The sequence below is a fragment of the Nocardia sp. NPDC050718 genome, from assembly GCF_040654235.1.
Taxonomy (GTDB): Bacteria; Actinomycetota; Actinomycetes; order Mycobacteriales; family Mycobacteriaceae; genus Nocardia.
On the sequence record NZ_JBFAHQ010000001.1, the window covers coordinates 1844783 to 1870160 of the forward strand.

The following is a 25378-nucleotide window of genomic DNA, read 5'->3' on the forward strand; positions in this document are numbered from 1 at the left end:
CCGATAGCCTGACCGGGTGATGGAGTTCGGGCCGGGGGCGAGCCTCGCGGGGTATCGCATCGAACGCAGGCTCGGCGGTGGGGGCATGGGCGCGGTCTATCTGGCGCGACATCCCCGGCTGCCGCGCCACGACGCGCTGAAGGTGCTCGACGCGCGGCTCGCGGTGGAACCGACCTTCCGGGCGCGCTTCGAACGGGAAGCCGATCTGGCCGCGCGCCTGCGGCATCCGAACGTGGTGCAGATCTTCGATCGTGGCGTCGACGGCGACCGGTTGTGGATCGCCATGCAGTTCGTCGACGGTCTCGACGCGGCCCAGCTGCTGCGCCACGGCCTGGCGATCCTCACGCCCGCGCGCGCGGTGCGAATTGTCGTCGAAGCGGCCAAAGGCCTGGACTACGCGCACCGGCAGGGACTGCTGCATCGCGACATCAAACCGGCCAACCTGCTGATCGCCCGCGCCGACGACGGCGCCGACGAGGTGCTGGTCACCGATTTCGGGATCGCCCGCAGCATGGGCGAGACGACCAGCCTCACCTCGGCGGGCTCGGTGCTGGGCACCCTGGCCTACGCGGCGCCCGAGCAGCTCGAAGGTGATCCGCTCGACGTCCGCACCGATGTGTACGCGCTCGGCGGCACCCTCTACGAGCTGCTCACCGGCTTCGTTCCGTTCCAGCGCGACAGTCCGGCCGCGATGATCAGCGCGCACCTGATCGAGGCGCCGCCGCGCCCGTCGGCGGGCAACCCGGCGCTGCCGCCCGCCATGGACGCGGTGATCGCGCGCGCCATGGCGAAGAATCCGCGCGACCGGTTCGCCTCCTGTGGCGCGCTCGCCGACGCGGCGGTGGCGGCGCTGGCCGGGACGATGCCCGACACCCCGCTGTCGGCGGAGACGCTGGTGTCGCGGTCGGCCGAACTGCCGGCGCCGCCGGGCAAGCCGCGGTCGCGGGCGCGGGCGATCCTGGTCGGCGTCGGTGCGGCCGCCGCCGTCGCCGGGCTGACCGCGATCGCCGTGCTCACCGCCAAAGACCGTGTCTCGTCGGGTGATTCGAACGCGCCGGGCCCGACGCAGGCTGCACAGATCGGCGCGGTCCCCGACAGCCCGACCGCGGCGACGGTGCTGCGCCCCTGGCTCGACGACGTGCGGGCAGGCGATACCGACGCGCTGATCCGCAAGTGCTGGACCCAATCACCCGTCGAGATCCCGCGCATGTACGGCGACGTCGACCAGATCACCGACGCGGTGCGCCGCCCCGGCATCCTCGGCCAGTTCGGTCCGTACTGGCAGAACGACGTGCTGAAGGTGAGCTTGCGGCCCAGCGAGCTGCGCTCCGGCTACGGCTGCCCGATCGTCAGCGACCGGGCGGCGACCCGGCTCACCGACGAACAGGCCCGCTACACCGTCGAGCGCTATCTGAGCCGGGTGGTCGGCTATCCGGTGAACCCGGCCGACGTCGAGCCCGACTATCCGCTGCTGTGCACCGGCGCCCAGCCGGGCACCGCGCTGTCGGGGGTGCGGCGCTTCGACGACAAGGCGCTCACCGTGCGTGGTTCGACCGGCTCGGTCGTCACCGTCAGCGCGCCGGTGACCAGCGCCGATGGCGCCGCGAAGCAGGTGTATCTGACGCTCGACCACGGCACCGACGGATTCTGTATCTCCCGCGTCGACGCCACCGGGTGAGCGTGCGAGCCGAAGAGAACTGCGTCACATCGGTTTTCGATGTGCCCCTCGGATCGGGGGCGCGCTATGCTGCCCGGCAGGATCCGTCCGCAGGCTGTCGCGCCGCGGGCGGGTGGAGTGGGGAGCGGCGTGGCCGCACAACGGAAAGGTCCGAACACGATCATGCGTGGCGTAACTGTGGGAGGGGCGCAGGGGCGCCGACACCGCACGAGCAGACTCCTGGCGGGTGCCGCGGTGGCCGCCATGCTGCCGTTCGGCGCGTCGGTGGCCGCGGTCGGGCCGGCGGCGGCCGACGCCGATCCGTCGGCGATCGATTTCCCGGTCGATTCCTCGATGGGCACCATCAACACCCGCATCGTGCGGGCGGCCGACGGCAACACCGACCGGGTGGTCTACCTGCTCGACGGTGAACGCGCCGAGGACGACCTGAACGGCTGGGAGAAGCACACCTCGATCCCCGCCCAGATCGCCAAGTTCAACATCAATGTCGTGATGCCGGTCGGCGGCCAGTCCAGCTTCTACGCCGACTGGGACCAGCCGAGCAGCTTCAACGGCGTCAACCCCGACGGTTCCCTGCTGCCCAGCGCCGACTCCGGGTCGGCCATCGGCGGCTGGGAAGACACCCAGGGCAAGACCAACACCTATCAGTGGGAAACCTTCATCACCGAGACCCTGCCGGACGCGCTGAAGTCCCGGCTGGGCTTCAGCGACACCCGCAACGGCGTGGTCGGGCTGTCCAGCGGTGGCAGCGCGGCCCTGCTGATGGCGGCCTACCACCCCGAGCAGTTCGTCTACGCCGGATCGCTGTCGGGCTATCTGCACATGTCGATGCCGGGCATGCGCGAGGCGCTGGCCGGGGCGATGATCGCCAGCGGCGGCTACAACATCGAGGCGATGGCGCCCGCGGGCAGTGAGAAGTGGAAGCGGATGGACCCCTACGGGTTCGCCGAGAAGCTGATCGCCAACAACACCCGCCTCTACATCTCCGCGGGCAGCGCCAAGCCCGCCGATCAGGACCTGTCCTCGATCGACGCGATCACCCAGGGCATGCCGCTCGAGGCGATCGCGCTGGCCAACACCCGCTCGTTCGAAAAGCGGATCACCGCACTGGGTTATACGAACGTCAGCTACGACTTCCCCGATATCGGCATCCACAACTGGGGCACCTGGGAGCAGGTCGCCATCCGGTTGATGCCGGATATGGCGCGCAATATCGGCAAGCCGCTGCCCGCGGGCGCGCCGCCCGCCGGTGGGGAACCGCCGGCCGGTGCGCCGGGTGGTCAGCCGCCCGCCGGTGGTCAGCCGCCCGCGGGCGAGCCGCCGAAGTAGTCTCTTCCCTGCGCGAAACCGCCGTTGCCTCCATGGAGGCAACGGCGGTTTCATTTGTGCCGGATCAGCGTGTCCTGATGGGGCTTTCGTTCGTCCAGCCCCAGGTGTCGCCGACGCGGACGGTGATCTCCGCCGGTGGTGCGGCGACCAGGCGGGTGAGGCGCTGGAGTTCGCCCCAGTCCCGGGTCCAGTCCTCGGCGAGGTAGGCGGGGATGGTGCGCGACCGCATGAGCAGACCGGTCCAGCCCAGCGGGCCGCCGCCGGTATCGCCCTGCCAGGTCTCGGAGACCTGCGCGTTGAGCTTGTCCGGCTGGATCCGCCAGATCGGCAGCTCCGCGACCCCGGCCTTGTGGTCGAACGGTCGCTGGCACGGGAAGGCCAGTCCCACATGGAAATCCCCGAGCACCGGATCCGTGGTGCCGACCACGGTGTTCAGCGACGAGAGTTTCGGCAGGCGCGGGGGCGTGACCGCTAGCCACTGCATCGGATCCGGTTCGCCCGCCGCCGCGACGAGCCGGACCGCCGTGGTTCCGGCGGGGATCTCATCCAGGTCGATCGGCAGGTTCCGCCAGCCCGGTGCGCCACCGACCGTGGGCGGGGTGAGTTCACCGGTGGGGGTGAAGGTTCCGTTCGCCGCGTGGGCGAACTCGACCCGCAGCCGCTGCCCGGGCAGCGGACTGCCGTCGGGAGCCACGGATTCGATGCGGCCCGCCACGGTGAGGATCAGCACCCGGTACGCCGAATCCTGCTGAGCGGCAGTGAGATCCAGGCGATACCACTGGGTGGTCAGCTGGGTGCGTTGCGGTGCGCCGGTGGAGTAGCTGCCCAGGACCGGGGTGCGTTCGGGGACGAGACCGAAGGGGAGGGCGGCGGTGCTGCCGTTCACGCCGGGGGTGGAGCCGGGTCCGCCGGAAGCGGGTCCACCGGGACCGCCGGGGGGCGTGCCACCAGGGGTCGTGCCGCCGGGCGTTGATCCACCTGTGCCGCCCGGCGATCCGCCCGGACCTGTCTGGGCAGAACCGCCAGGAGTGCTCTGGCCGGGTCCGCCGGTGGTGGAGCCCGAACCGCCCGTGGTGTTGCCGGGACCGTTGGGAGCCGAGCCGCTGGGGCCTGCGCCGCCGGGAACTGCGCTACCGCCGGGGCCTGCGCCGCCGCCGGGACCTGCGCCACCAGGGCCGCCGGGGGCGGGGCCGGAGCCCGATGGGGGTGCCGAGGATTGGCCGGGGCCCGGATCGGGGGCGAGGCTGCCGAGGCCGTTCGGGGTGAAGCCGGTGTTCTCGACGGACAGGCCGTCGGCGACGGTGCCGGTGTAGGGGGTCAGCAGTGAGTCGGCCGTGTTGGTTTCTACCAGGACGGCGTCGGCCATCGCGCAGGAGTTCCCGGTCATCGTCCGCAGGTTCGACAGCGCGACCGAATAGGCGGGGTACTGCGCGACGGCAGCGGTCGCCAGCGATCCCACGTCGAACAGCACCATCGCCGCCGCGGCGAGAGTGAGGGGCGCGACCACCGGCAACCGGAACCGTCCGGCGCCCCTGGGCGTGCCCGCGGCCTCGGCTTCGGTTCCTGGCTGCTGTATGTCGGCGGCCCCGCTATCGGTTCCGGGCCGTTTCGTGCTCGTCGTGTCGGTCTCGGTTCCGGGCTGCATTGTGGCCGTCGCGCCGGTCTCGGTTCCTGGCTGCTTCGTAGCCGTCTCATCAGTATCGGTACCGAGCTGCTTCGTGCCGGTGGCCTCTGTGTCAGCTCCGCGCAGCTTCGTGGTGTCGCTATCGGTTCCGGGCCGCTTCGTGTCCACTGCCCCGGTATCGGACTCAGGCTGCGTCGCGGTCGCGGTCGCGGTCGCGGCCTCGCCCGTGGACTCGATGGCCGCGGTTTCGGCGGGAGTGCGCGGCAGGTGGCCATCGTTGGATGTTGTTCGGGGCGAGGTGGTTTCGGGGGTGGCGCGGTAGTACTGCCAGAGGGCGAGCAGCAGGGTCAGGCCGGTGGCGGCGAGGAAGAGGGTGGAGACCTCGATGCCGGCGAGGGTCGGGGCGCGGTCCGGCCAGGGGACACCGTAGCCGGAGACGTACCAGTAGCCGTTGGAGCCGGTGAAGCAGACGGCGAGCAGGAACAGGACGGCCGCCGCGAACAGGGTGCGGAGGTAGGGCGCCCGAATGACGCTGCGGCTCAACGCGACAGCGGTGACCGCGGCCAGCGCACCCGCGAGACCGGCGTAGACGCCGAAGTGGTGGGTCCACTTGGTGGGGGTGAACATCATCAGCGGCAGCGCGAGGAAGGTCATCGCGAGAACGCGGGTGACCGGGCCGCGGGCGGTCGACGGGATGCGACCGCCGCGGCGCAGGGTCACCAGGATGCCGACGGCCAGGGACAGCAGCATGGCCAGCACGCCGAAGCGCCGGGCCAGGGAACCGTCGGGGTTCACCGACAGCAGGGAATCCCAGCGGGTGCGCTCCTCGAACCAGGACATGTCGGGGCCGACGAGCTGGCGGACGCGGGTGGCTTCCAGCACCGTCGCGAGCGTCTGGTCGGCGAAGACCACGACGAGCACGAGGACGCCCGCGGCGGCGATCGGCGCCAGCACGGCGGCGTAGCGCAGCAGCGCGGGGCCCGAATCCGTGGTGGCGCGCGCGATGACCGTGCGGAGCACCGGCCGCGAACCGGCCAGCAGGGCGGCCAGGCAGATGAGGCCGGTCGGGCCCGCGGCGAGGGAGAAGGCCGCGATCGCCACCGCGACGGCGGCGGGCAGCAGCCTGCGGGTGGCGATGGCTCGCTCCATCGAGCACCAGGTGAGCAGCGCGCCGACCGCGATCAGCGGTTCCGGGCGCAGGCCGTTGTTGTAGGGCAGCCACAGCGACAGGAACACCAGGGCCGCGGTCCAGCGGGCCGCGGTGCTCGCGGCGACGCGGGAACCCAGGCGCGGCAGCACTTCCCGGCTGAGCACCAGCCAGCACACCAGTCCGGCCAGCAGCGCGGGCAGGCGCATCCACAGCCCGGCTTCGCTGATCCGGGTCAGCTGCGCGAGCACCTCGTAGGGCCAGCCGAACGGTGCCTCGGCGACCTGGAACCACCGGTAGTAGTTGGCGGTGTACCCGGCCTCCTTGGAGGCGCGCGCCATGGTCAGGATGTAGCCGTCGTCGGAGCTGTTCGCGCCGATCACATGCCAGACCACCAGCGTGCCCGCGACCGTCGCGTCCAGACCGGTGCAGCGCCACCAGCGCGCGGGCAGCACGCGCCGCGCCCGCCGCCCGTCGCGAATATCACCGCGATGCAAACAGATCAGCGCGATGAGCGTGCACAGCACCGCCCCGAGGATCGCCGCCAGCTTCCACCCGCTCGGACTCGACGAGAACCGCGCATCGATCTCGGCATGCAGCCGCGCGTCCCCCGCCCGCCCCCGATCCAGCTCGGTGTAGACCCCGACCAGCTGCGGACGCACATCGCCATCGATGGTGGTCCGCAGCGGCGACCCATCGGCCTTGCTCAACCCGGTGAGCTCGGCGGTCGTCCCCGACGCCGTCGAAACGACAGTCAGCGCACCGCATCCCGCCGATTGCCCGTTCTGCGTTGCGCCCCCGGGATTTCCACCACCCTGCTCCCTCGTGGACGGTGATGCGCCGGGTGACCCGGTCGGCTGGTTCGTCCCGCCGGGCCCCGCGGGCGCAGCTCCGGCGGGAGCGCCTGAGGGTGCGCCCGGACCTGGTGCTGATCCAGCGGGCGTGCCGGACGGCGGAGCGGCGGGCGCGGGTGTCGCCCCGGCAGAGGCGCCGGAAGGCGCGCCCGGACCGGCGAGGCCTGATCCGGCCGGAGCGCCTGAAGGCGGTGCGCCAGGACCTGGCGCTGATCCCCCGGGTGCGCCGGACGGCGGCGCCTCGGGTGCGGGGGCAGTCCCGGCGGATACGCCCGGGCTCGGGGGTGCTGATCCGGCCGGAGAGTTCGAGCCGGTCGGCGCGTTCGGGCCGGTGGGCGCCGATCCGGCCGGAGCCTCCGACAGCGGAGCGCCGGGACCTGGCGGCGTTGCGCCGGGCGGAGGCGTGGCACCGGGAGGCGGCGTGGCACCGGGAGGCGGCGTGGTGCCGGAAGGCTGGGTGGTGCCCGAGGATTCACCCGCGGGCGGTTGGCCGCCGGACGCCCCGGGTCCACCGGAGGGCGCACCGCCCGGCGTCCCGGCGATCTCTGCCAGCGACGCGCTGAGCAGCAGGCGATCGCGGAGGACGACTGCCAGGGTCCGCCCGGTCTCCGGCCGGTCTTCGATCCGGGCGACCAGTCCCTTCGATCCGGCGCGCGGCGCCTCTGGCGGCACAGTCGACAGCACCGTCGCGCCGGTCAGGTCCCGCAGTGCCGTGCACGGCACGCTGAGTTCCAGCGACAGCGGCACGTAGTCCACCAGCGGCGCGCTCAGCTGCATCGACTGCGGCTGAGGCCAGTCCAGGCTCGCGTGTTCCTGTCGCACCGGCAGCAGCGGCGCCGCTACCGCCAGCGCCACCCCGACGACCCCCGCCACGATCCCGACCATCCGCACCCGGCCGAAACCGGAAGAATCTCCACCCACAGCCGACGATGCTAGCCATATCCGGCCGGGCCGGGGTGGGTCAGTGCGGGCGGCGGAGTTCGGTGACGGCCAGGCGGGCGGCTTCGCCGATGGCGGCGTCGACGACGGGCAGGGTCGGGTCGGCGCGGGCGGCGCGGGTGAAAACCGCTACGGCGACCGGGGTTTCGCCGGGGAACTCCACGACCGCGACCTCGTTGCGGATGACGCCGATGGTGCCGGTCTTGCCCGCGACGACCACACCGCGGTGTGGGAAGGCGGCCGCGATCCGGTGCGGCCAGATCTGCCTGCTCATCACGGCGCGCGCGAATTCGGTGCTCGCCGTGGACAACACGTCACCGCGCCAGAGCAGGGACAGGAACCGGGTCATCTCCTCGGGGGTGGTCGCGCTGGCGTAGGCGGGGTCGTAGGCCGAGACGGTCCAGGCCTCGTCGTTGTCGGCGAGCGCGGCGAAGGCCTCGGCGGTGGTGTGGGTGTCGGTGTCGCGCACCAGGCTGTGGTGCTGATCGGCGGTGCCGCCGACGACGCGGGTCTCGGTGAGGCCGAGCGCGTCGAGGAGATCGGTGACCGCGGCCAGGCCGAGTTCGCCGAGCAAGACGTCGGCGGCGGCGTTGTCGGACACCGTCATCATGGAGGTGGCCAGGTCGCGGCGGCTCAGGGTGACCGGATCGTGCAGCGCCGCGAGGCCGGTGGGGCCGGGCGTGCAGTCGGCGGGGTCGACGGTGATCCGCGCGGCCGGGTCGAGCAGCCCGTCGTCGACCCGGCGGCAGAACGCCGCGAACAGCAGCAGCTTGTACACCGACGCGATGACCACCCGCTCGCCGCCGCCGACGGACAGCTCGGCGGGGGAGCCGTCGCAGCGCCGGGCGTGCAGCCACCCGGTGCACCCGGCGTCGGCGAACACGGCGCGGATCCGGTCGGTCACGCTCATCGCAGGCGCTCGCGGTAGAGCACCCGGTCCAGGGCGTCGGCGTGGTCGCCCGCGTCGGGACGGCGGATGATCCGGACGCGCAGGGCGACCGACTGCGGCGCGAGCGTCAGCCAGACCACGCCCGGTGTAGGCGTCGGCGGGGTGGCCGTGAGGCCGAAACACGTGCCGGCGGCGACGGCGGCCAGCACCGCGCGGTCGTCGGCCGCGGTGAGGGTCGCGGTGTCGAGGCCGCGCTCACGCAGCAGGTCGAGCACGGTGTCGAAGGCGGGCGGATTGGCGGCGCGGGCCGGATGCGCGAAGTGCAGGTCCGCGAGCATCGGGAAGGTCGGTCGTTCGGCGGTGGTGGTGCGATGCTCGGCCGGAACCACCAGCCAGCGCGGCAGTTTCACGACCGGCCCGGCGTCGAGGCCGTCGACCAGGGCCGGATGCTCGATCACCGCGACATCGCAGATCCCGGCGCGCACCTCGGCGGCGAGGTCGGCGGTCGTGCCGAGCGCGGTCGAGACGGTGCCGCCCGCGACCCGCAGCGCGGTGACACAGGCGGTGACCAGCCGGTCCGGCAACGCGGTCGTGGCCGCGAACCGCACGGTGCCGCTGCGCTGGGCGATCCGTTCGGATTCCGCGAGCAGCCGATCGGCGTCGTCGACGAGCAGCCGGGCCCGCGGGAGCAACTGCCTGCCCGCGGCGGTGAGCATCGCGCCCTGACTGGTGCGGTGGATCAACTCGAGGTCGAGGTGCTGTTCGAGGCGGCGCAGACCCTGCGACAGCGGCGGCTGCGTCATCTCCAGCGCGGCGGCCGCCCGCCCGAAGTGGCCCTCGTCCGCGACCGCGACGAAGAACCGGAGGTGACGGAGCAGATCCATGTCGGCCATTGAACCAGCGCCCGGCGCGCGGCCACCCCGGATCGGCCACGGGCGCTCGACCGTTCACCCGATCCGGCCGGGAACGACCTGCGCCGATATCGATGCCGACTCGGCGGCGGCCGTGTCGGGTATTGGCTCGCGCGCCGGCGGCGGTGATGGGGTGCGGTGGTGACTTCCTTCGTGACCACCACCCTCCGCAGGCGCCTCGCCGCCGCCGCGCTGGCGCTCGCCACCGTCGCCGTCCCGGCCTGCTCGAACGCCTCCGAGGCGACCACCCCCGCCACCTCGTCGACCGCGTCCGTGGCGCTCTCGTTCGCCGCGCTGGAGACGGAATACGGTGCGCGCCTCGGCTTGTCGGTGGTCGACACCGGCACCGGCCGCACCGTCGCGTACCGGGCCGACGAGCGTTTCCCGATGGCCTCGACCTTCAAGGGCCTGGCCTGCGGTGCCCTGCTCCAGGCGCACCCGCTCGCGAGCGGCTACTTCGACCAGGTCATCCGGTACACCGCCGCCGATATCGTCGTGAACTCCCCGGAGACCGAGCGGCACATCGACACCGGCATGACCGTCGCCGCGCTCTGCGATGCCGCGATCACCCAGTCCGACAACACCGCGGGCAATCTGCTGCTCCGGTTGCTCGGTGGTCCGGAAGGTTTCACCGCCTTCCTGCGCACCCTCGGCGACACGGTGTCGCGCCTGGATCGCTGGGAACCCGAGCTGAACACCGCGATCCCGGGCGACGAACGCGACACCACCACGGCCGCCGCGCTGGCGGCCGACTATCGGGCCCTCGTCGTCGGGACCGCGCTGGCCGAGCCAGAGCGCGCCCAGCTCGCCGCCTGGCTGAAGGCCAGTACCACGGGCGCCAAGCGGATCAAGGCGGGGTTGCCCGCGGACTGGGTCGTCGGCGACAAGACCGGCACCCCGGCCTACGGGTCCGCGCTCGATGTCGCCGTCGCGTGGCCGCCGGGACGCGCGCCGCTCGTGCTCGCCGTGCTCACCACCAAGCCGCAGCAGGACGCCGAGCCCGCCAACGCCCTGGTCGCCGCGGCGGCGAAACAGGCGCTCACAGAACTGGAGTGACGTGCCAGCCCGCTGCGACCGATGCCGCGCAGCGCCGTGGATCGTCGCCCGCCGCGACGAACAGCGCGGTGAGGACCGGGATTCCGGAGTCCAGCGTGGCCGGTGGCAGCGGGCCGGTGGCGACCAGCCCGGCCAGCCCGTGGCCGAAAGTCCAGCTCTGGGTGGCCAGTTCGAGCGGGTCGACCTCGGCGCGGAAGCGGCCGGCGGCGCGGGCCGCGGCGGCCGCCGTCACCAGGCGGTCCAGGGTGGCGTCGGCGGCCGCGGCGTCCTCGAGGGCGAACCCGGCGTCGAACATCACCCGGTAGAGGTCGGGATTCGCGAGCGCGTTGGCCAGGTACGCGCTGCCGAGAGCGGCCAGATCGCCCACCGGATCGTCGGTGACGGGCACGTCGGCCAGCCGGGCCGCCAGCCGGGTGAAGCCCTCCTGCCGGACCGCGCGCCACAGCCCGTCCATCCCGTCGAAGTAGGTGTAGACGGCCATCGTCGACACCCCGGTGCCCGCGACGAGACCGCGCAACGTGACCGGCTGCCGTTCGCGCAGCAGCTGGGCCGCGCGGTCGATGAGCAGCGCGCGCACCGCGGGATTCCTCGTCCGTGCCATGGCCTCAGATTACATATCAATGTTATGTTATCGGCAGTCGACCCTCGGATGGTGGGAGTGAACATGGCAGTGGAACTGGTGAATCCCGACGGGCTGCCCAAGCCCGAGGTCTATCGGCAGCTCTCGATCGCGACCGGGTCGCGGCTGGTCTTCCTGGCCGGGCAGGTGGCGCGCGATGCCGATGGAAACCCGGTCGGCACAGGCGATTTCGCGGCGCAGGTCGAACAGGCGTACCTCAATATCGGCACCGCGCTGGCCGCGATCGGCGGCTCGTTCGACGATGTCGCCAAGCTGACCATCTATGTCGTGGACTGGGGCCCGGACAAGTACCCGCTGCTGGGTGAGGGGGTCGCCCGCGCCGCGGCGAAACTCGGCGTCGACCCGGTCAAGCCGATCACCCTGCTCGGCGTCGCGGCGCTGGGCGAGCCCGACCTGCTCGTCGAGGTCGAGGCCACCGCCGTCCTCGCCTGACCGATCAGCTCGCGCCCGCGACGAGCACCGGTGTCCCGGCCGCGCGATAGCGGCCGGGGGCGGTGCCGAACGCGCGCTTGAACGCCTTGCCGAAGGCGTATTCGGAGCCGTAGCCGCTGCGCCGGGCCACCGTCGACAGCGGATGATCGGTGTCGCGGAGCAGCCGGGCGGCGGTGAGCATCCGCCAGCGGGTGAGGTAGGTCAGCGGCGGTTCGCCGACGAGCTCGGCGAACCGGCGGGCGAAGGCGGCGCGGCTCAGACCCGCGGTGGCGCCGAGGGATTCGACGGTCCAGCCGTGCGCGGGGTCGTCGTGGATGGCGCGCAGGGATCGGGAGATGTCGGCGTCGGCGACCGCGGCGGCCCAGCCCGAGGACGTCGCGGCCTCGGCGAGATGGGCCCGCAGCAGATAGAGCAGCAGCAGATCCAGCAGTGGGGGAATCGCCGCGTCGGAGCCGGGTCCGGCGTCGGTGAGCTCGGCGGCGAGCAGTTCGACGGCGGCCCGCAGCGCCGGATGGGTGCCCAGCCGGGCCGGGGCGTGCACCACCTCGGGCAGTTCGGTCAGCAGGGGATGGGTGCGGTCGACGGCGAGGTGATACGACCCGCACAGCAGTGTCGCGGGCGCGCCCGGTCCCTCGATGAGCCGGATGTCGCCCGGTCCGGCGGTTTCGGTGATCGGACTGTCGAGCTGGTCGAGCAGATCGTGGGCGATGCCGCGCGGCAGGAACACCGCGTCGCCGGCGCCGAGTGCGAGCGGTTCCACCCCGGGCCGGGTCAGCCAGCACGAGCCCTGGAGGACGACGTGGAAGCCCGCGCCGTCGATGTGCGGATACCGCCTGCCCCACGTGCCGTGCCGCACGAACATGCCGGAGGCGGGGGTGCCGGTCCGCGCAGTGGCGAGGACGTCGCTGAGCAGATCCATGTCAGGAAGCCTACGTCACGAGACGATGGGATATCTGCGAAAGATTCTGGATGATTTTCTGTCTCGATCACGGCGCATAACCTGAGTTCATCATCCCGATGAACAAGGAGAACGACATGAAGATCGCCGTCTACGGAGCCACCGGACACGTCGGCCGTTTCGCGGTGGCCGAGCTGCGCGGGCGCGGCATCGACCCGGTGGTGGTCGGCCGCGACGCGGAGCGGCTCGCCGAGGTCGGCGGGGTGGTCCGGGTGGCCGCCGCCGACGATCACGCCGCCCTGGTCGACGCGTTCACCGGGATCGACGTCGTGATCAGCACCCTGCCCGACTACACCGGCAACGGGATCGGGGTGCTGCGCGCCGCCATCGCGGCGGGTGCCCACTACGTCGACGTCGCGGGCGAACAGCTCTTCGTCCAGCGGGTGTTCACCGAGTACGGCCCGCTCGCGGCCGCGGCGGGGGTCACCCTGGCCACCGCCACCACCGAGGCGGGCATCTTCGGCGATCTGCTCGCCCACCTCGGGGCGCAGCGGCTCGGCGGTGCGGACGAGATCGTGCTGAGTCATGTCGCCTTGCCGGGTGGGGAGGGGTCGCGCGGCAGCATGCACACGGTCCTGAAGAACCTGGACGTCTTCACCAGTGGTGGGTTGTCCTGGTCGGACGGCGAGTTCCGCACCGGTCCCCAGCCGCGCCGTGACACCTTCCTGGTTCCCGGCACCACCGAACCCATTGCCGTGCGCAAGTTCCCGCAGCCGTCGGTGGTGACGATCCCGCGGCACACGCAGGCGGGCTCGGTCGAGGGTGTGCTGGCGACGTCGATCTTCGAGATCATCGGCACCGTCACCGAGGCCGATCTGGCGGCCGCGCCGGAGACGCCGTCGGCGCCCGCCGCGTACTCGGTGGTCGTCGACGTCCGCCACGAGGGACGCACCCTGCGCGGCATCGGCAGCGGGCCCGACGCCTACCGCAACAGCGCCCAGCTCGCGGTCGAGGTCGCCACCCGGATCGCCGCCGGCGCGGGCACGCCGGGCGCGCAGGCTCCCGCCGAGCTGTTCGAGCCCGCCGAATTCCTCGACGCGCTGGCCGCGTTCGGCATGACGTGGACCCTCGACTGACCGTTGGTGCCCGGCCGGGCAACTGTCTCAGTGGGTTTCGGCCGTCACGCCCCGCGCGTGACGGTCGCCACGGTCGGCACCGCCCGGAACCGGTATCTCCGCAGGTCGGCGGATCGAGGACATCCCGATTCGGTAACGAATCGCAGACGAACTCGTGATGAACCCTCCTCGCTCGGGTGGCAGGCGGGGCGAGGGCTCGATATGCTCGCCTGCGTTATCGAAACGGGCTGTCGTGCTGCGCGTTCGGTGTGCCGATTGGTGGTTGGGGGCCTGTGAGTACTGCGGAAGTCGGGCCGATGGCACAGTCGACGACTGTGTCGCCGGGGGAGGGCACCGCCCGCGGGGCGACCGCGGGGGCTGCCGGGTACGTGGTGCTCGGCGCCGGGGTGGCGCTGGCCGCGATCGCCGCCGTGGTCGCGGTGTTCACGCCGACCGCCATCGGGATTCCGGTGCTCGCCGCGTCGCTCGCCGTCGCCCTGATCGCCTGCCCCGCGGTGTTCGTCGCCCTGCGTCAGCACGCGCGGGCGCGGGCCGCCACGGCCGCCGCCGAGCGGGCCGAACAGCAGCTGGCCGCGGCCGTCGCCGAGGCGACCCAGCGGATCACCACCGCCGAGGACCACGCCACCCATTACGCCTGGGAGGCACAGGAGAACGGCCGCCGTGGCGCGGCCGCGCTGGCCGCCTTCGCCGGCGCCGCGGGCCGCATCCAGGCCATGACCACCTCGATGCTGGCCGAACTGCGCGAGATGGAACACCGGCACGCCGACCCGCGCGTGCTCACCGACCTGCTCCACATCGACCACCGCACCGCGCAGACCGGTCGGCTCGCCGACAGCATCGCGGTGCTCAGCGGTGCTCGCACCGGCCGCCGCTGGGCGAAACCGATTGCGATGGAATCGATCCTGCGCGGCGCGATGGGCCGCGTCGCCGGGTACCAGCGCGTGCGGCTGCGCGCCGTCGCCGACGTCGGCATCGCCGGGCACGCCGCCGAGGGCGTGATGCACACCCTGGCCGAACTGCTCGACAACGCCTGCAACTTCTCCCCGCCCACCACCGAGGTGCACGTCTACGCCGCGGAAGTGCCCGCGGGCGTGGTGATCACGATCGAGGACAGCGGCCTGGTGATGAGCGATTCGGCGCTGCGCCGGGCCGAGGCCGCGGTGAGCGGACGCGATCACAAGGGCAAGGGCGCCGACCTGGCCTCGCTCTCGGGCACCCGGCTCGGTCTGGCCGTCGTCGGCCACCTGGCCCGCAAACACGAACTCACCGTGTCGTATCGGCCGTCGGCGATCGGCGGCACGGCGGTGGTCGTTGTCGTCCCGCGCGAGCTCACCGCCCGCGCCGAACGCCGCAGCCGCCCCACCGCCCAGCTCGCCGCGCCCACCCCGCGACGTACCGAACCCCAGCTCACCACCCTCGGCCAGTTCGACGCGCCCACCCCGCGGGCCCAGCACGCCAGGACCACCGACGAACTGGGCTGGGCCCAGACCGTCGGGCAGCCCGCCCACCGGATTCCGGCCGAGCCGCCGACTCCCACGGTGTCCACCTCGCCCGCGCTGCCCAAGCGGCGCCGCGGCGACACCCTGGCCAAAGTCCATCCCGACGGCCTGACCGGCTCGCCGGTCGCCGACACCGCACCGGCCAAGCCAGCCGCGCTCGGCGCGTTCCAGCGGTCCGCGCCCGGTCGGGCGGCGGATCGGTCCGGCCACCACCCAGGCAGCGCCGCCACTGCTCCCGACCCCATGGAGGACCGATGACCACCACCGCCCCGACGAATCTCGGCTGGCTGCTCGAGAAACTGCTCGCCCGCACCCCACGCACCCGGCACGCGCTGCTGCTGTCCGGGGACGGCCTGAAGATCTGCCACACACCGGAACTCGATGTCGACCGCGCCGATCAGCTGGCCGCGATCGCCGCCGGGTTCCAGAGCCTGTCGCACGGGGCTTCCGTCGAGTTCGGTGACGGGCGTGGCGGTGTCCGCCAGTCGATGACCGAGTTCTACGGCGGCATCCTGTTCGTGGTCGAGGCGGGACGCGGTGCGCATTTAGCGGTGGTGGCCGCCGAGGACGCCGACGCGGGGCTGGTCGGGCACACCATGCACGAGCTGGTCGAACAGCTCGGTGAGCATATGGCCGCCCAGCCCAGACGCGGAGCGCCGAATTGAGCAGATCGGTCCGCGACGAGGATCCGGACCGGTTCTACACGCTCACCGGCGGACGGGCCCCGGCCACCGAGGATTTCGACCTGGTGACCCTGGTGGTCAGCGAATCGGCGCCGTCGGCGGGGATGACCTCCGAGCAGGTCGCGATCCTGGACATATGCCGGGCGCCGACCGCGGTCGTGGAGATCGCGGCGGAGCTGCGGCTGCCGGTCGGCGTCGCCACGGTCCTGCTGGGGGACCTGCTGCACGCGGGGAAGATCACCGTTCGGCCGCCGCTGTCGGCGGCGATGTCGCTGGATGCCTCCACCCTCGAGAAGGTGCTCGTTGGACTTCGCAAGCTCTGAATCCGCGCCCGAGCGGTCGCTGGCACCGCTGCACAGCACGGCCAAGCACGGGCTGAAGATCGTCGTCATCGGCGGATTCGGCGTCGGCAAGACGACGCTGGTGCGCTCGGTGAGCGAGATCAGGCCGCTCGACACCGAGGCGACGATGACCGACATCGGCGTCGGGATCGACGACGCCAGCGGCGTTCCCGGAAAGTCGACCACCACGGTGGCCTTCGACTTCGGCCGGATCACCCTCGACGCCGAGCACGTGCTGTATCTGTTCGGCGCGCCGGGCCAGCAACGGTTCTGGTTCCTGTGGGACCGGCTGTTCACCGGCGCGCTCGGCGCGATCGTGCTGGTCGATCAGCGCCGGATCGAGGACTCCTGGTACGCGATCGACCGGCTCGAACACCAGGGCACCCCGTTCGTGGTGGCCTGCAACGACTTCGGTGGCTCGCACCAGTCGCAGGAGGTGCGCGACGCGCTGGACCTCGATCCCGCGGTGCCGCTGGTGATGTGTGACGCGCGCTCGCGCGAATCGAGCAAACAGGTGCTGATCGCCCTGGTCGAGCACTTGTATTCCGCTGTCCCGCAGGGGGAGACCGTCTGATGAGCACACCCACCGGCACCGGTGCCTGCCCGATCACCGGCGCGGTGCCGCTGAGCGGTCCCGAATTCCACATCGAGCCGCACGAGGTCTACCGCAGGATGCGGCGCGAGCACGGTCCGGTGGTCGCGGTCGAGCTGCCCGGCGGGTTCCCCGCGTGGCTGGTCATCGGCTACCGCGAACTGCACCAGGTGACCAGCGATCCGCTGCTGTTCCCGCGCGATGTGTCGCTGTGGAACCAGTGGGGCCGGGTACCCGAGGACTGGCCGCTGCTGCCGATGGTCGGCAGGCCGATGCCCTCGATCTACTTCACCGCCGGTGCCGAGCACCGCAGGCATCTGGCGATGGTGGAACCCGCGCTCGACGCCGTCGACCACTTCGAATTGCGCCGGGCCTGTGAGGAACTCGCCGATCGCCTGGTCGACGGATTCTGCGGCCGCGGCAGCGCGGACCTGGTGGCCGAGTTCGCCGAACCGCTGCCGGTGCTGGCGCTGGGCCGCATCCTCGGCCTGCCCGACAGCGACGCCGCCGACCTGGCCCTCACCATGAAGCTGCTCGCCGACGGCGGCGCCGACGCCCAGGCCGGGCACGCCCGCTTCGGCGAGCACATGGCCCGGCTGCTCGCGGCCAAGAAGGCAAGGCCCGCAGGCGATCTGGTGTCGCTGATGCTGGCCGACCCGCAACCGTTCACCGACGAGGAATACATCAACGACCTGATGGCGATCACCGCCGCGGGCCACCTCACCACGGCCGACTGGCTGGGCAGCTCCATGCGGCTGATGCTCGTCGACGACCGGTTCGCGGCCGCGCTCGGTGGCGGCAGGCGCAGCGTCGGCCAGGCCATGAACGAGGTGCTCTGGGAAGAGGGCCCGACCTCGATCCTGGCCGGGCGCTGGGCCGCCCGCGACACCCGCCTGGCCGATCAGACCATCCGGGCGGGCGACATGCTGCTGCTCGGCTTGGCCGCGGCCAATCTCGACCCGCACATCCGCCAGTCGTTCACCGACGGTGACACGGTGCCGACCGGCAACAACGCGCACTTCGCGTTCAGCTACGGCGAATACCGCTGCCCGTTCCCGGCGCAGCAGATCGCCGAGATCATCGCCAGGACCGGGATCGAGGTGCTGCTCGACCGGCTCCCCGATGTCGACCTGGCCGTGCCCGCCGAGCAACTCACCCGGCGACCTTCGGCTTTCCTTCGGGGCATGACCGCACTGCCCGTTCGTTTCACACCAGTCAGACCCGTCGGAGGTTCGTCGTGAGTTCCCAGTGCCCTTTCGCCATCGATCCCATGGTCGGTGACCTCAACGGAGAGACCGCCCGACTGCGCGCCGAAGGTCCGCTCACCCGGATCGACCTGCTCGGTGTGCCCGCCTGGACCGTCACCGACCACGCCGTCGCCCGGCAGCTGACCACCGACTCCCGCCTGGTCAAGGACATCCACGCGTGGAAGCTGTGGACCGACGGTGTGGTGACGAACCAGTGGCCGCTGATCGGCATGGTGGACGTCGACCGGTCGATGTTCAATGTCGACGGCGCCGAGCACCGCAGGCTGCGGCTCAAGACCGCGCAGGCGCTGGCGCCGCGCCGGCTCGAGGAACTGCGGCCGGTGATCGAGCGGCTCACCCTCGAACTGCTCGACGACCTCGCCGCGGCGGGCGCCGACGGCACGCCGGTCGACCTCAAGGCCGTCTTCGCCTACCCGCTGCCGATGCGGGTGGTCGGCGACCTGATGGGCGTCGCGCGTGAGGACCACGCGCAGCTGCTCGACTGGTACAAGAAGTTCTTCTCGGTGATGACCCCGCAGGACGAGCGCCTGCGCGTGATCGGCGAGCTCGACGTGTACTTCACCGACCAGGTGCGGCAGAAGATCGCCGACCCGGGCGACGATCTGACCTCGGCGTTCGTCGTCGCCGACGAAGAGGGCGGCGAGCCGCTCACCGAGGAGGAGGCGATCGGCAACATCAAGGCCCTCGTCGCCGCCGGGCACGAGACCACCGTCAGCCTGATCGTCAACACGGTGCGCGCGCTGCTCAACGAACCCGAGCAGCTGGCGAAAGTCCTGGCGGGCGACGTGGACTGGAAGCAGGTCATCGAGGAGTCGCTGCGCTGGGACGGGCCGGTCTCGCACCTGCTGATGCGCTTCGCCACCGAGGACATCACCGTCGGCGACACCGTGATCGCCAAGGGCGAGGGCGTGGTGATGTCCTACCGTGCCATCGGCCGCGACACCGCGGTGCACGGCGAGACCGCCGACGAGTTCGACGTGACCCGCCCGACCGCCAACCGCCACCTCGCCTTCGGCTACGGCCCGCACATCTGCCCCGGCGCCGCGCTGTCCCGGCTGGAGGCCGCGATCGCGCTGCCCGCGCTGTTCGCCCGCTTCCCGGAGCTGCGGCTGGCCGTGCCCGACAGTGAACTCGGCAACCTGCCGGTGCTCACGCAGAACGATCTGGCCGCGCTGCCGATCATCCTGAACTGACCGGCGTCGCGTCGCGCCCGGTGCTCCGGCACCGGGCGCGACGCACTACTTCTCGATGCCCCTACAGGCCCAGATCGCGGCCGATGAGCTCCTTCATGATCTCGTTGGAGCCCGCCCAGATCTTGGTGACCCTGGCGTCCATCCAGGCCCGCGCGACCCGGTACTCGCGCATGTAGCCGTAGCCGCCGTGCAGCTGCACGCAGGCGTCGAGCACCTCGTTCTGCACCTGCGCCGACCACCACTTCGCCTTCGCGGCGTCGACCGCGGACAGCGTGCCCGCGGCGTGCGCGGCGATGCCCTGGTCGACGAACGCTTGCGTCACTTCGACTTTGGTGACCAGCTCGGCGAAGAGGAACTTGTTGTACTGGAAGCTGCCGATCTGCTGCCCGAACGCCTTGCGCTCCTTGGCGTAGGTCAGCGTCTCGTCCAGGATGGCCGCGGCGTGGGCGATATTGGAGATCGCGGCGCCGATGCGTTCCTGCGGCAGCCGCTCCATCATGGCGATGAAGCCGCGGTCGACCTCGCCGATCCGGTTGGCGTCGGGCACCCGGACGTTGTCGAAGAACAGTTCGGCGGTGTCGGATTCGGGCTGGCCCACCTTGTCGAGCTTGCGGCCGCGGGTGAAGCCGTCCATGCCGTTCTCGACCGCGAACAGCGTGATGCCCTTGGCCTTCTTCTCCGGGCTGGTGCGGGCGGCGACGATGACCAGGTCGGCGTTGAAACCGTTGGTGATGAAGGTCTTCGAGCCGTTGATGATCCAGTCGTCGCCGTCGCGCACCGCGGTGGTCTTGAGCGCGGCCAGGTCCGATCCGCCCGAGGGCTCGGTCATGCCGATGGCGGTGACGATCTCGCCGGTGCAGAACTTGGGCAGCCAGCGCCGCTTCTGCTCGTCGGTGGTCAGTTCCACCAGGTAGGGCGCGCACACGTCGTAGTGGATGCCGAACGAGGACGACAGCGCCGCACCGGCTTTGGCGAGTTCCTCGCCGAGGACCGCGGCGAACCGGTAGTCGCCCGCGTCGCTGCCGCCGAACTCCTCCGGCACGCCGAGGCCGAGGTAGCCGAGTTCACCGGCGGTCAGCCAGGTCGCGCGGTCGATCGCGCGCTCTTCGGCGAAGCGCTCGGCGTTGGGCTCGATCGAGCGCTTGACGAATTCGGCGACGGACGCACGGAACGCCTCGTGGTCCTCGGAGTAGATGGTGCGCTGCATGGTTTTCCTTTCGCTTCCTACTGTTCGGGCCGTACGCCCAGCAGAACCAGCGACGCCTGGACCACCTTGGCCGCGTCGGGTTCCTCGCCGCTGATCACGTCGGCGTAGATGAAGGTCTCGGTGATCCGCGCGAGCAGCAGCGCCAGTTCCGGCACCGGCAGCGGCGGATCGAGGGTGCCCGCCGCGATCTCCTCGGTGAGCAGGCCGGCGATGACGTCGACGAAGCGTCGCTGCACGGAACCGGCGCGGGTGGTGAGCAGGCGCAGCGCGCGTTCGGGTTCGCGGCGCAGGAACTGGCGGAAGGCGTCGGAGGTGTTCACCGCTTCGGCGAAATCGCCCAGCACGCGGGCGATCCGGCGGGCACCTTGCGCGGTGTTGGCGGTGGCGGCGCGGCGCAGCGTGGGTTCGGCCACCGACCAGATCACTTCGGCGAGCAATTCGTCGCGGCCGCCGACCCAGCGGAACAGGGTGGCCCGGTTGACGCCGAGCTCGACGGCGAGCTCTTTCATCTCCAGCCTGCGGCCCGCCAGGAACCCGGATCTGGCCGCCTTGAAGGCGGTGAGGGCGTCGGGCCGGGCGGCGAGATCGTCGAGTCGCTTGCTCAGCGCGGTCTGCTCGGTCACGTCACCTCCGGGTGCAACATCTCCCTCAGTGTATGGACTGTGCAACGTCTGTCAATCTGTTGCACGGATCAGGGCATGAAAAAACTCCCCGGTCGCGATGACCGGGGAGTTCGCTGTAGCCCCGACGGGATTTGAACCCGCGCTACCGCCTTGAGAGGGCGGCGTCCTAGGCCGCTAGACGACGGGGCCAGAACTACGATTCACCGGGGTGAACCGCGCGGAACATACGATAGCCGACGACCGGGCAATCAACCAAAACGGCTGGTCGGCTGCCCGGCCGGGCCGACAGGGCGGGTCCTGTCCGGACGATCGGAGACTAGCTGGCCGGCTTCGGCGCGGCGCTGGAGCCGGTCGCGAGGGCCTCGAGGCCCTTGAGTAGCACGGCCGAGCCGGAGATCGGCGGGTCGGCGATCGGCTGCGGGGCGACGCCCAGCTGGCCGAAGGCGGACGGCAGGGCCGAGCCCGAGGTCAGCGCCTCGAGGCCCTTGAGCAGCACGGCCGAGCCCGAGATGGGCGGGTCGGCGACGATCTTCGGAGCGGTGGCCAAGCCGGAACCCAGCGCCTCGAGGCCCTTGACCAGGACGGCCGAGCCCGAGATGGGCGGGTCGGCGATGGGCTCGGGGGCGGCGGCCGACGCGAATCCGGTGCCGCTCAGGACGATTCCCGCCGCGACAGCGGCGACGCCGAGGATACGCAGGGTGCGCATAGTTGATCTCCTGAAGTTTCTCTCACCCGCCCGAATCGGCCGGCGAGAGCTAATTGATAGCAGACCGGACGAGGCGGTCGCAGTCGCAATGTTGAACAATGCGGAAACGGCGCTCCGATAAATGGGGTCGATTCCTTTCGGTGACCTGGGGATCTGGATTGCCGAATGATTTCGGTCACAGCGGGGTTTTGTTCCGGGATCGCGGTTCACGCGCGCGAATCGGCCTATTGCGGGATCGTTCGGGGGTCTCGGGGACACCTGTCTGTGAAGTTTCTGTGTGATCTGTGTCACCTATTCTGCGGCCTTCCCGAGCGTCGGTCATGCGCGATGTCGATCGCCGATGGGCGTGTTGACCTGGGGGATCTCGGATGATTCGGCGGCGTGGCGCTGTTCGCTGATGCGTGCCGGTGGTGCTCCGGCCTTGTCGATCGGCGGTCCGGCCGTGAAAAATCCGCGACCGGATAAGAATCACCCCGCTGTGAAACCTTGTCGATTTCCTTCGTTTCCATTCGCGCTATGCAGGTGAACGAAAGATGAATCGGCAGGGGTTTCGACACTGTTGTGTCGTGCATCACACTCGATCCTTCCGGGCGGGAAAAGAAGTGTTCGATGCGCGGATTGTTTCTGTGTAGGATTCGCTTGCCGATAATTGTGCGCGGTCGACAATTCGAGTAATTGATCGGCCCTTGTTCCGGTGGATGTTCCCTTTCCGGGCGAATCCTCGGCGACGCGGCTGGTTGACCACCCCGGCGGGACGGGGGAGGGTGGGGCGATGGCCAGCAAGGAAGTGCGGGGCGGGGTCGAGATGTCCAACCTCGACCAGCCGTTGTTCGACGGTGCCGAGGCGACCAAGCGGGACCTGGTGGACTATCTGGAGTTCGCCGGGGAGCGGCTGGTGCGCGTGCTGCGGGACCGCCCGCTGTCGGTGGTGCGGGTGCGGCCGGGGCAGGAACCGTTCATGCAGAAGAACCTGCCGAAGTACACGCCGGAATGGGTGCCGCGGGTGACGGTGTGGGCCGAGAGCTCGCACCGGGAGGTCACCTACGCGCTCGGCAACGACGAGCGGACACTGCTGTGGTTCGGCAATCAGCGGGCCGTGGAGTACCACCCCACCCTGCTGCCGGTGGACCACAGCGCCGGGCCGACCCATCTGGTACTCGACCTCGACCCGTCACCGGGGCAGACCTTCCGCGACGCCGCGGCGGGCGCCCACCTGATCCGGGCCGCGCTCACCGCGGACGGACTCGATGGCGCCGTGAAAACCAGCGGCGCCAAGGGTTTACACGTGTTCGTCCCGGTCGTGCCGGGCATCGCGATCGAGGACGCGGCCGCCGCGACCCGGGCGATCGCCGCCCGCGCCGAACGCATCGACCCGGCCGTCGGCACCACCGCGTTCATCCGGGAAGACCGGCACGGCAAGGTCTTCCTCGATTCGACCAGGGCGGGCGGCGCCACCGTCATCGCGGCCTACAGCCCGCGCATCCGCCCCGGCGTCCCGGTCTCGTTTCCCCTGCGCTGGAGCGATATCGACGATGTCGTCCCCGCCGACTTCACCCTCCGCAGCGCGCCGAACCTGCTCGGCGGCACCGATCCGTGGGCCACGGAAATGCCAGCGCCGCAGGCACTTCCGGCCGACCTGATCGCCGAGGGGCACACCATCCCGATCGCCAGGGTGCAGGCCATGCACGAGGGCAAGCGCCGGGCCAAGGCGCGGCGGGAGAGCTGAACGACGCGGCGGCCCGTTGACCTGGGGAGGTCATCGGGCCGCCGGGTGTTCGAGGGGATTACTTGCCGATCGCGGCGACGCCGGCCTGGGCGAACTTCTCGTCCAGGTCGCCGCTGGGGGCGCCGGCCACGCCGATGCCCGCGATCGGGGCGCCGTTGGCCTTCACCGGCGCGCCGCCGCCGAGGAACAGGGTGCCGTCGATGTCGGCCAGGTGCGGGGCGGACTCGAGGCGCTTGCTCAGCTCGGTGGTGGGGGCGTTCCAGGAGACGGCGGTGAACGCCTTCTGCTGGGCGGCGTCGTAGGACTGCGGGCCCGCGCCGTCGCCGCGCAGGGTGACGATGACATTGCCGTTGCGGTCGACGACCGCGACGCTGACCCGCTGGTTCTCCTTGGCCGCTGCGTCGAGCGCGGTCTGCGCGGCCTTGGTGGCGGCGGCGATCGAGAGGTGGGTGCTCTGGGTCAGGTTGGCGTCGGCGGCGTCGGCGACGACGGGGGTGCGGGTCGCGGCGTCGGGGTTCTGGGCCTGCACCGTCACCACGCCAACCACGCCTGCGGCGACGACGGCGGCCGAGGCGCCGGCGACGATGAGGCGGTTGCGGGTGCTGAACTTGGTGCTCATGGCTGCTCCTGATCGGATTCTCGGCCGTCCGGCGGTGGTGCCGTGGCCTGTTGATATCCATCCTGTGCGCTGGGCGGCCCGCGCGGATCGGCGAACCGGCTGCACTTGCGCGGCCGGATCGGGCGACACCGGGGTCAACCGATCGGATGACCCGGGCACGGCGTCCCGCGGGGGAGAATGGGGGAGTTTGCCCAGCTGATGCGGACGGGAGGTACCGATGCGGAGCACACTCGGCGACCGGAACGACGATACGCGGCTGCTCACGGTCATCGTGTACAGCGCGTTCTACGTGCTGCTGGCCGCCTCGCTCATGCGCTGGCTGATCCGGCACGCCGACACCCGCTCGACCCCGCTCGTCGTCGCGCTGGCGCTGCTGCTCGCGGTGCTCTACGCGATGAGCGAGCTGCGGCATTCGAATCGGGTGATGTGGTTCGCGGCGCTCGTCGCGACCTGGGCGGTGCTGGTGGTGCTGGCACCGAGCTTCGCCTGGTGCGCGGTTCCGTTGGTGTACACCGGTTTACGGATTCTGTCGGTGCGCGTCGCGGTGACGCTGGTCTGCGCGCTGACCGCGCTCGTGGTGTTCAGTCAGGTGCGGATCGCGGGCTGGCTGGATCCGAATCTGGTGCTCGCGCCGCCCGCGGTCGCGGCGGTGACCACCGTGTTGTTCGTCGGCATGCGCCGCCAGACCGAGCACCAGGCGGCGCTCATCGACGACCTCGTCCGCACCCGGCAGGAACTGGCCGAGACCGAGCGCCGCGAGGGCACCCTCGCCGAACGGGAACGGCTCGCCATGGAGATCCACGACACCCTCGCGCAGGGGCTGTCCAGCCAGCGGATGCTGTTGCAGGCGGCGGATCTGGTGTGGGACAGCGATCCCGGGCTGGCGCGCGCTCATCTGCGCTCGGCCGCCGAGATCGCCGACCGCGACCTCGCCGAGGCCCGGCGCTTCGTCCACGACCTGGCGCCCGCCGACCTGGCCGCCGGCGGTTCGCTCGCCGCCGCGCTCACCGCGCTCGCCGCGCGCGAGTCCGGCGAGACCCTCACGGTGCGCTGTCATCTGGAAGGCACCCCTGGCCCGTTGCCGCAGCGGGTGGAGGCGACGCTGCTGCGGGTGGCGCAGGGTGCGCTCGCCAATGTGCGCGAGCACGCGGCGGCGACGACCGCGACCATCACCCTCACCAGTCTCGACGACCAGATCCTCCTCGATGTGGCCGACGACGGGCGCGGGTTCGATCCCGACGAGCGGGCCGATCCGGACGAGCATCGCGGGCACGGCCTGCCCGCGATCCGGGCGCGGGTGCGTCAGCTGGGTGGGACCTGCGCGATCGAATCGGCGCCCGGCGACGGCACCGTGCTCTCGGTCGCGATTCCGCTCGCCGTCGGCTGAG

General features: G+C 71.4%; 22 protein-coding genes, 1 tRNA gene and 2 pseudogenes. 13 read left to right on the forward strand and 12 right to left on the reverse strand.

The features are described 5' to 3' along the window. Positions 1–19 precede the first annotated feature (19 nt). Positions 20–1678 (forward strand): serine/threonine-protein kinase, encoded by a 1659-nt coding sequence (locus tag AB0H54_RS08365; RefSeq protein WP_357344261.1) that lies wholly within the window; start codon positions 20–22, stop codon positions 1676–1678. Between the two features lie 243 nt (positions 1679–1921). After that, positions 1922–3007 (forward strand): alpha/beta hydrolase-fold protein, encoded by a 1086-nt coding sequence (locus AB0H54_RS08370; protein ID WP_357344263.1) that lies wholly within the window; start codon positions 1922–1924, stop codon positions 3005–3007. Positions 3008–3071: 64 nt separating this feature from the next. Here AB0H54_RS08370 and AB0H54_RS08375 read toward each other — a convergent pair whose 3' ends face one another. From AB0H54_RS08375 to AB0H54_RS08395, 5 genes and pseudogenes are all read right to left on the reverse strand, one after another. After that, a complete protein-coding gene (locus AB0H54_RS08375) occupies positions 3072–4652 on the reverse strand; it encodes an arabinosyltransferase C-terminal domain-containing protein (protein WP_357344265.1) in 1581 nt (526 codons plus the stop codon). A gap of 294 nt (positions 4653–4946) precedes the next feature. After that, positions 4947–6548 (reverse strand): annotated as a pseudogene (locus AB0H54_RS08380) (arabinosyltransferase domain-containing protein); the annotation flags it as partial. A 630-nt stretch (positions 6549–7178) separates the two neighbouring features. Next, a pseudogene (locus AB0H54_RS08385) lies at positions 7179–7517 on the reverse strand (arabinosyltransferase); the annotation flags it as partial. 76 nt (positions 7518–7593) lie between these two features. Further along, entirely contained in the window at positions 7594–8481 is an 888-nt protein-coding gene (locus AB0H54_RS08390) for a serine hydrolase (RefSeq protein ID WP_357343784.1), read from the reverse strand. Further along, positions 8478–9353, reverse strand: coding sequence for a LysR family transcriptional regulator (locus AB0H54_RS08395; RefSeq protein WP_355282912.1), 876 nt, complete (start codon positions 9351–9353; stop codon positions 8478–8480). Before AB0H54_RS08395 ends, AB0H54_RS08390 begins: the two co-directional genes overlap by 4 nt. Positions 9354–9524: 171 nt before the next feature. On the opposite strand from AB0H54_RS08395, the gene bla reads away from it, so the two are divergent. Beyond that, entirely contained in the window at positions 9525–10427 is a 903-nt protein-coding gene (gene bla / locus AB0H54_RS08400) for a class A beta-lactamase (RefSeq protein WP_357343786.1), read from the forward strand. Here bla and AB0H54_RS08405 read toward each other — a convergent pair. Continuing rightward, the gene (locus AB0H54_RS08405) at positions 10411–11028 is read right to left on the reverse strand and encodes a TetR/AcrR family transcriptional regulator (protein WP_357343788.1); all 618 of its coding nucleotides are present in this window, start codon (positions 11026–11028) and stop codon (positions 10411–10413) included. The two genes, bla and AB0H54_RS08405, sit on opposite strands and share 17 nt — an antisense overlap. 63 nt (positions 11029–11091) lie before the next feature. Here AB0H54_RS08405 and AB0H54_RS08410 point away from each other — a divergent pair, with 63 nt between their 5' ends. Then, entirely contained in the window at positions 11092–11499 is a 408-nt protein-coding gene (locus tag AB0H54_RS08410) for a RidA family protein (protein WP_355282903.1), read from the forward strand. Between the two features lie 4 nt (positions 11500–11503). Here AB0H54_RS08410 and AB0H54_RS08415 read toward each other — a convergent pair whose 3' ends face one another. Next, positions 11504–12418 (reverse strand): AraC family transcriptional regulator, encoded by a 915-nt coding sequence (locus tag AB0H54_RS08415; RefSeq protein WP_357343790.1) that lies wholly within the window; start codon positions 12416–12418, stop codon positions 11504–11506. Between the two features lie 116 nt (positions 12419–12534). Here AB0H54_RS08415 and AB0H54_RS08420 point away from each other — a divergent pair, with 116 nt between their 5' ends. From AB0H54_RS08420 to AB0H54_RS08450, 7 genes are all read left to right on the forward strand, one after another. Further along, positions 12535–13533, forward strand: a complete 999-nt coding sequence (locus AB0H54_RS08420) for a saccharopine dehydrogenase NADP-binding domain-containing protein (RefSeq protein ID WP_357343792.1) — start codon at positions 12535–12537, stop codon at positions 13531–13533. A gap of 272 nt (positions 13534–13805) precedes the next feature. Next, complete coding sequence (locus AB0H54_RS08425) at positions 13806–15290, forward strand: ATP-binding protein (protein ID WP_357343794.1); 1485 nt, start codon at positions 13806–13808, stop codon at positions 15288–15290. Beyond that, entirely contained in the window at positions 15287–15697 is a 411-nt protein-coding gene (locus tag AB0H54_RS08430; protein ID WP_218716994.1) for a roadblock/LC7 domain-containing protein, read from the forward strand. Before AB0H54_RS08425 ends, AB0H54_RS08430 begins: the two co-directional genes overlap by 4 nt. After that, a complete protein-coding gene (locus AB0H54_RS08435) occupies positions 15694–16038 on the forward strand; it encodes a DUF742 domain-containing protein (RefSeq protein WP_357343796.1) in 345 nt (114 codons plus the stop codon). Before AB0H54_RS08430 ends, AB0H54_RS08435 begins: the two co-directional genes overlap by 4 nt. Before the next feature lie 28 nt (positions 16039–16066). After that, positions 16067–16630: an ATP/GTP-binding protein gene (locus AB0H54_RS08440; RefSeq protein WP_357344267.1), complete on the forward strand. Its 564-nt coding sequence runs from the start codon at positions 16067–16069 to the stop codon at positions 16628–16630. Further along, on the forward strand, positions 16630–17889 hold the full coding sequence (locus AB0H54_RS08445) for a cytochrome P450 (RefSeq protein WP_357343798.1): 1260 nt from the start codon (positions 16630–16632) through the stop codon (positions 17887–17889). The genes AB0H54_RS08440 and AB0H54_RS08445 overlap by 1 nt, the downstream gene beginning before the upstream one ends. Next, entirely contained in the window at positions 17886–19109 is a 1224-nt protein-coding gene (locus AB0H54_RS08450) for a cytochrome P450 (RefSeq protein WP_357343800.1), read from the forward strand. The genes AB0H54_RS08445 and AB0H54_RS08450 overlap by 4 nt, the downstream gene beginning before the upstream one ends. 61 nt (positions 19110–19170) lie before the next feature. Here AB0H54_RS08450 and AB0H54_RS08455 read toward each other — a convergent pair whose 3' ends face one another. From AB0H54_RS08455 to AB0H54_RS08470, 4 genes are all read right to left on the reverse strand, one after another. Beyond that, positions 19171–20316 carry an acyl-CoA dehydrogenase family protein gene (locus tag AB0H54_RS08455; RefSeq protein ID WP_357343802.1) on the reverse strand — a complete coding sequence of 382 codons (1146 nt, stop codon included), beginning with the start codon at positions 20314–20316 and terminating at the stop codon, positions 19171–19173. Between the two features lie 17 nt (positions 20317–20333). Continuing rightward, complete coding sequence (locus AB0H54_RS08460; protein ID WP_357343804.1) at positions 20334–20939, reverse strand: QsdR family transcriptional regulator; 606 nt, start codon at positions 20937–20939, stop codon at positions 20334–20336. 116 nt (positions 20940–21055) lie between these two features. Then, a tRNA-Glu gene (locus AB0H54_RS08465) sits at positions 21056–21128 on the reverse strand. A 127-nt stretch (positions 21129–21255) separates the two neighbouring features. Continuing rightward, on the reverse strand, positions 21256–21645 hold the full coding sequence (locus AB0H54_RS08470; RefSeq protein ID WP_357343806.1) for a hypothetical protein: 390 nt from the start codon (positions 21643–21645) through the stop codon (positions 21256–21258). A gap of 772 nt (positions 21646–22417) precedes the next feature. Here AB0H54_RS08470 and AB0H54_RS08475 point away from each other — a divergent pair. After that, the gene (locus tag AB0H54_RS08475; RefSeq protein WP_357343808.1) at positions 22418–23371 is read left to right on the forward strand and encodes an ATP-dependent DNA ligase; all 954 of its coding nucleotides are present in this window, start codon (positions 22418–22420) and stop codon (positions 23369–23371) included. Positions 23372–23429: 58 nt separating this feature from the next. Here AB0H54_RS08475 and AB0H54_RS08480 read toward each other — a convergent pair whose 3' ends face one another. Further along, positions 23430–23990 (reverse strand): heme-binding protein, encoded by a 561-nt coding sequence (locus AB0H54_RS08480; RefSeq protein WP_355282365.1) that lies wholly within the window; start codon positions 23988–23990, stop codon positions 23430–23432. A 217-nt stretch (positions 23991–24207) separates the two neighbouring features. Here AB0H54_RS08480 and AB0H54_RS08485 point away from each other — a divergent pair, with 217 nt between their 5' ends. Continuing rightward, complete coding sequence (locus AB0H54_RS08485) at positions 24208–25377, forward strand: sensor histidine kinase (protein ID WP_357343810.1); 1170 nt, start codon at positions 24208–24210, stop codon at positions 25375–25377. The last annotated feature ends 1 nt before the right edge of the window (position 25378 follow it).

Excerpts from the sequence above, each read along its gene's own strand:
- AB0H54_RS08365 (WP_357344261.1), top strand. The coding sequence starts at position 20 with ATGGAGTTCGGGCCGGGGGCGAGCCTCGCGGGGTATCGCATCGAACGC.
- AB0H54_RS08370 (WP_357344263.1), top strand. The coding sequence starts at position 1,922 with ATGCTGCCGTTCGGCGCGTCGGTGGCCGCGGTCGGGCCGGCGGCGGCC.
- AB0H54_RS08375 (WP_357344265.1), bottom strand. The coding sequence starts at position 4,652 with ATGCAGCCCGGAACCGAGACCGACACGACGAGCACGAAACGGCCCGGA.
- AB0H54_RS08390 (WP_357343784.1), bottom strand. The coding sequence starts at position 8,481 with ATGAGCGTGACCGACCGGATCCGCGCCGTGTTCGCCGACGCCGGGTGC.
- AB0H54_RS08395 (WP_355282912.1), bottom strand. The coding sequence starts at position 9,353 with ATGGCCGACATGGATCTGCTCCGTCACCTCCGGTTCTTCGTCGCGGTC.
- AB0H54_RS08405 (WP_357343788.1), bottom strand. The coding sequence starts at position 11,028 with ATGGCACGGACGAGGAATCCCGCGGTGCGCGCGCTGCTCATCGACCGC.
- AB0H54_RS08410 (WP_355282903.1), top strand. The coding sequence starts at position 11,092 with ATGGCAGTGGAACTGGTGAATCCCGACGGGCTGCCCAAGCCCGAGGTC.
- AB0H54_RS08415 (WP_357343790.1), bottom strand. The coding sequence starts at position 12,418 with ATGGATCTGCTCAGCGACGTCCTCGCCACTGCGCGGACCGGCACCCCC.
- AB0H54_RS08420 (WP_357343792.1), top strand. The coding sequence starts at position 12,535 with ATGAAGATCGCCGTCTACGGAGCCACCGGACACGTCGGCCGTTTCGCG.
- AB0H54_RS08430 (WP_218716994.1), top strand. The coding sequence starts at position 15,287 with ATGACCACCACCGCCCCGACGAATCTCGGCTGGCTGCTCGAGAAACTG.
- AB0H54_RS08445 (WP_357343798.1), top strand. The coding sequence starts at position 16,630 with ATGAGCACACCCACCGGCACCGGTGCCTGCCCGATCACCGGCGCGGTG.
- AB0H54_RS08455 (WP_357343802.1), bottom strand. The coding sequence starts at position 20,316 with ATGCAGCGCACCATCTACTCCGAGGACCACGAGGCGTTCCGTGCGTCC.
- AB0H54_RS08470 (WP_357343806.1), bottom strand. The coding sequence starts at position 21,645 with ATGCGCACCCTGCGTATCCTCGGCGTCGCCGCTGTCGCGGCGGGAATC.
- AB0H54_RS08475 (WP_357343808.1), top strand. The coding sequence starts at position 22,418 with ATGGCCAGCAAGGAAGTGCGGGGCGGGGTCGAGATGTCCAACCTCGAC.
- AB0H54_RS08480 (WP_355282365.1), bottom strand. The coding sequence starts at position 23,990 with ATGAGCACCAAGTTCAGCACCCGCAACCGCCTCATCGTCGCCGGCGCC.
- AB0H54_RS08485 (WP_357343810.1), top strand. The coding sequence starts at position 24,208 with ATGCGGAGCACACTCGGCGACCGGAACGACGATACGCGGCTGCTCACG.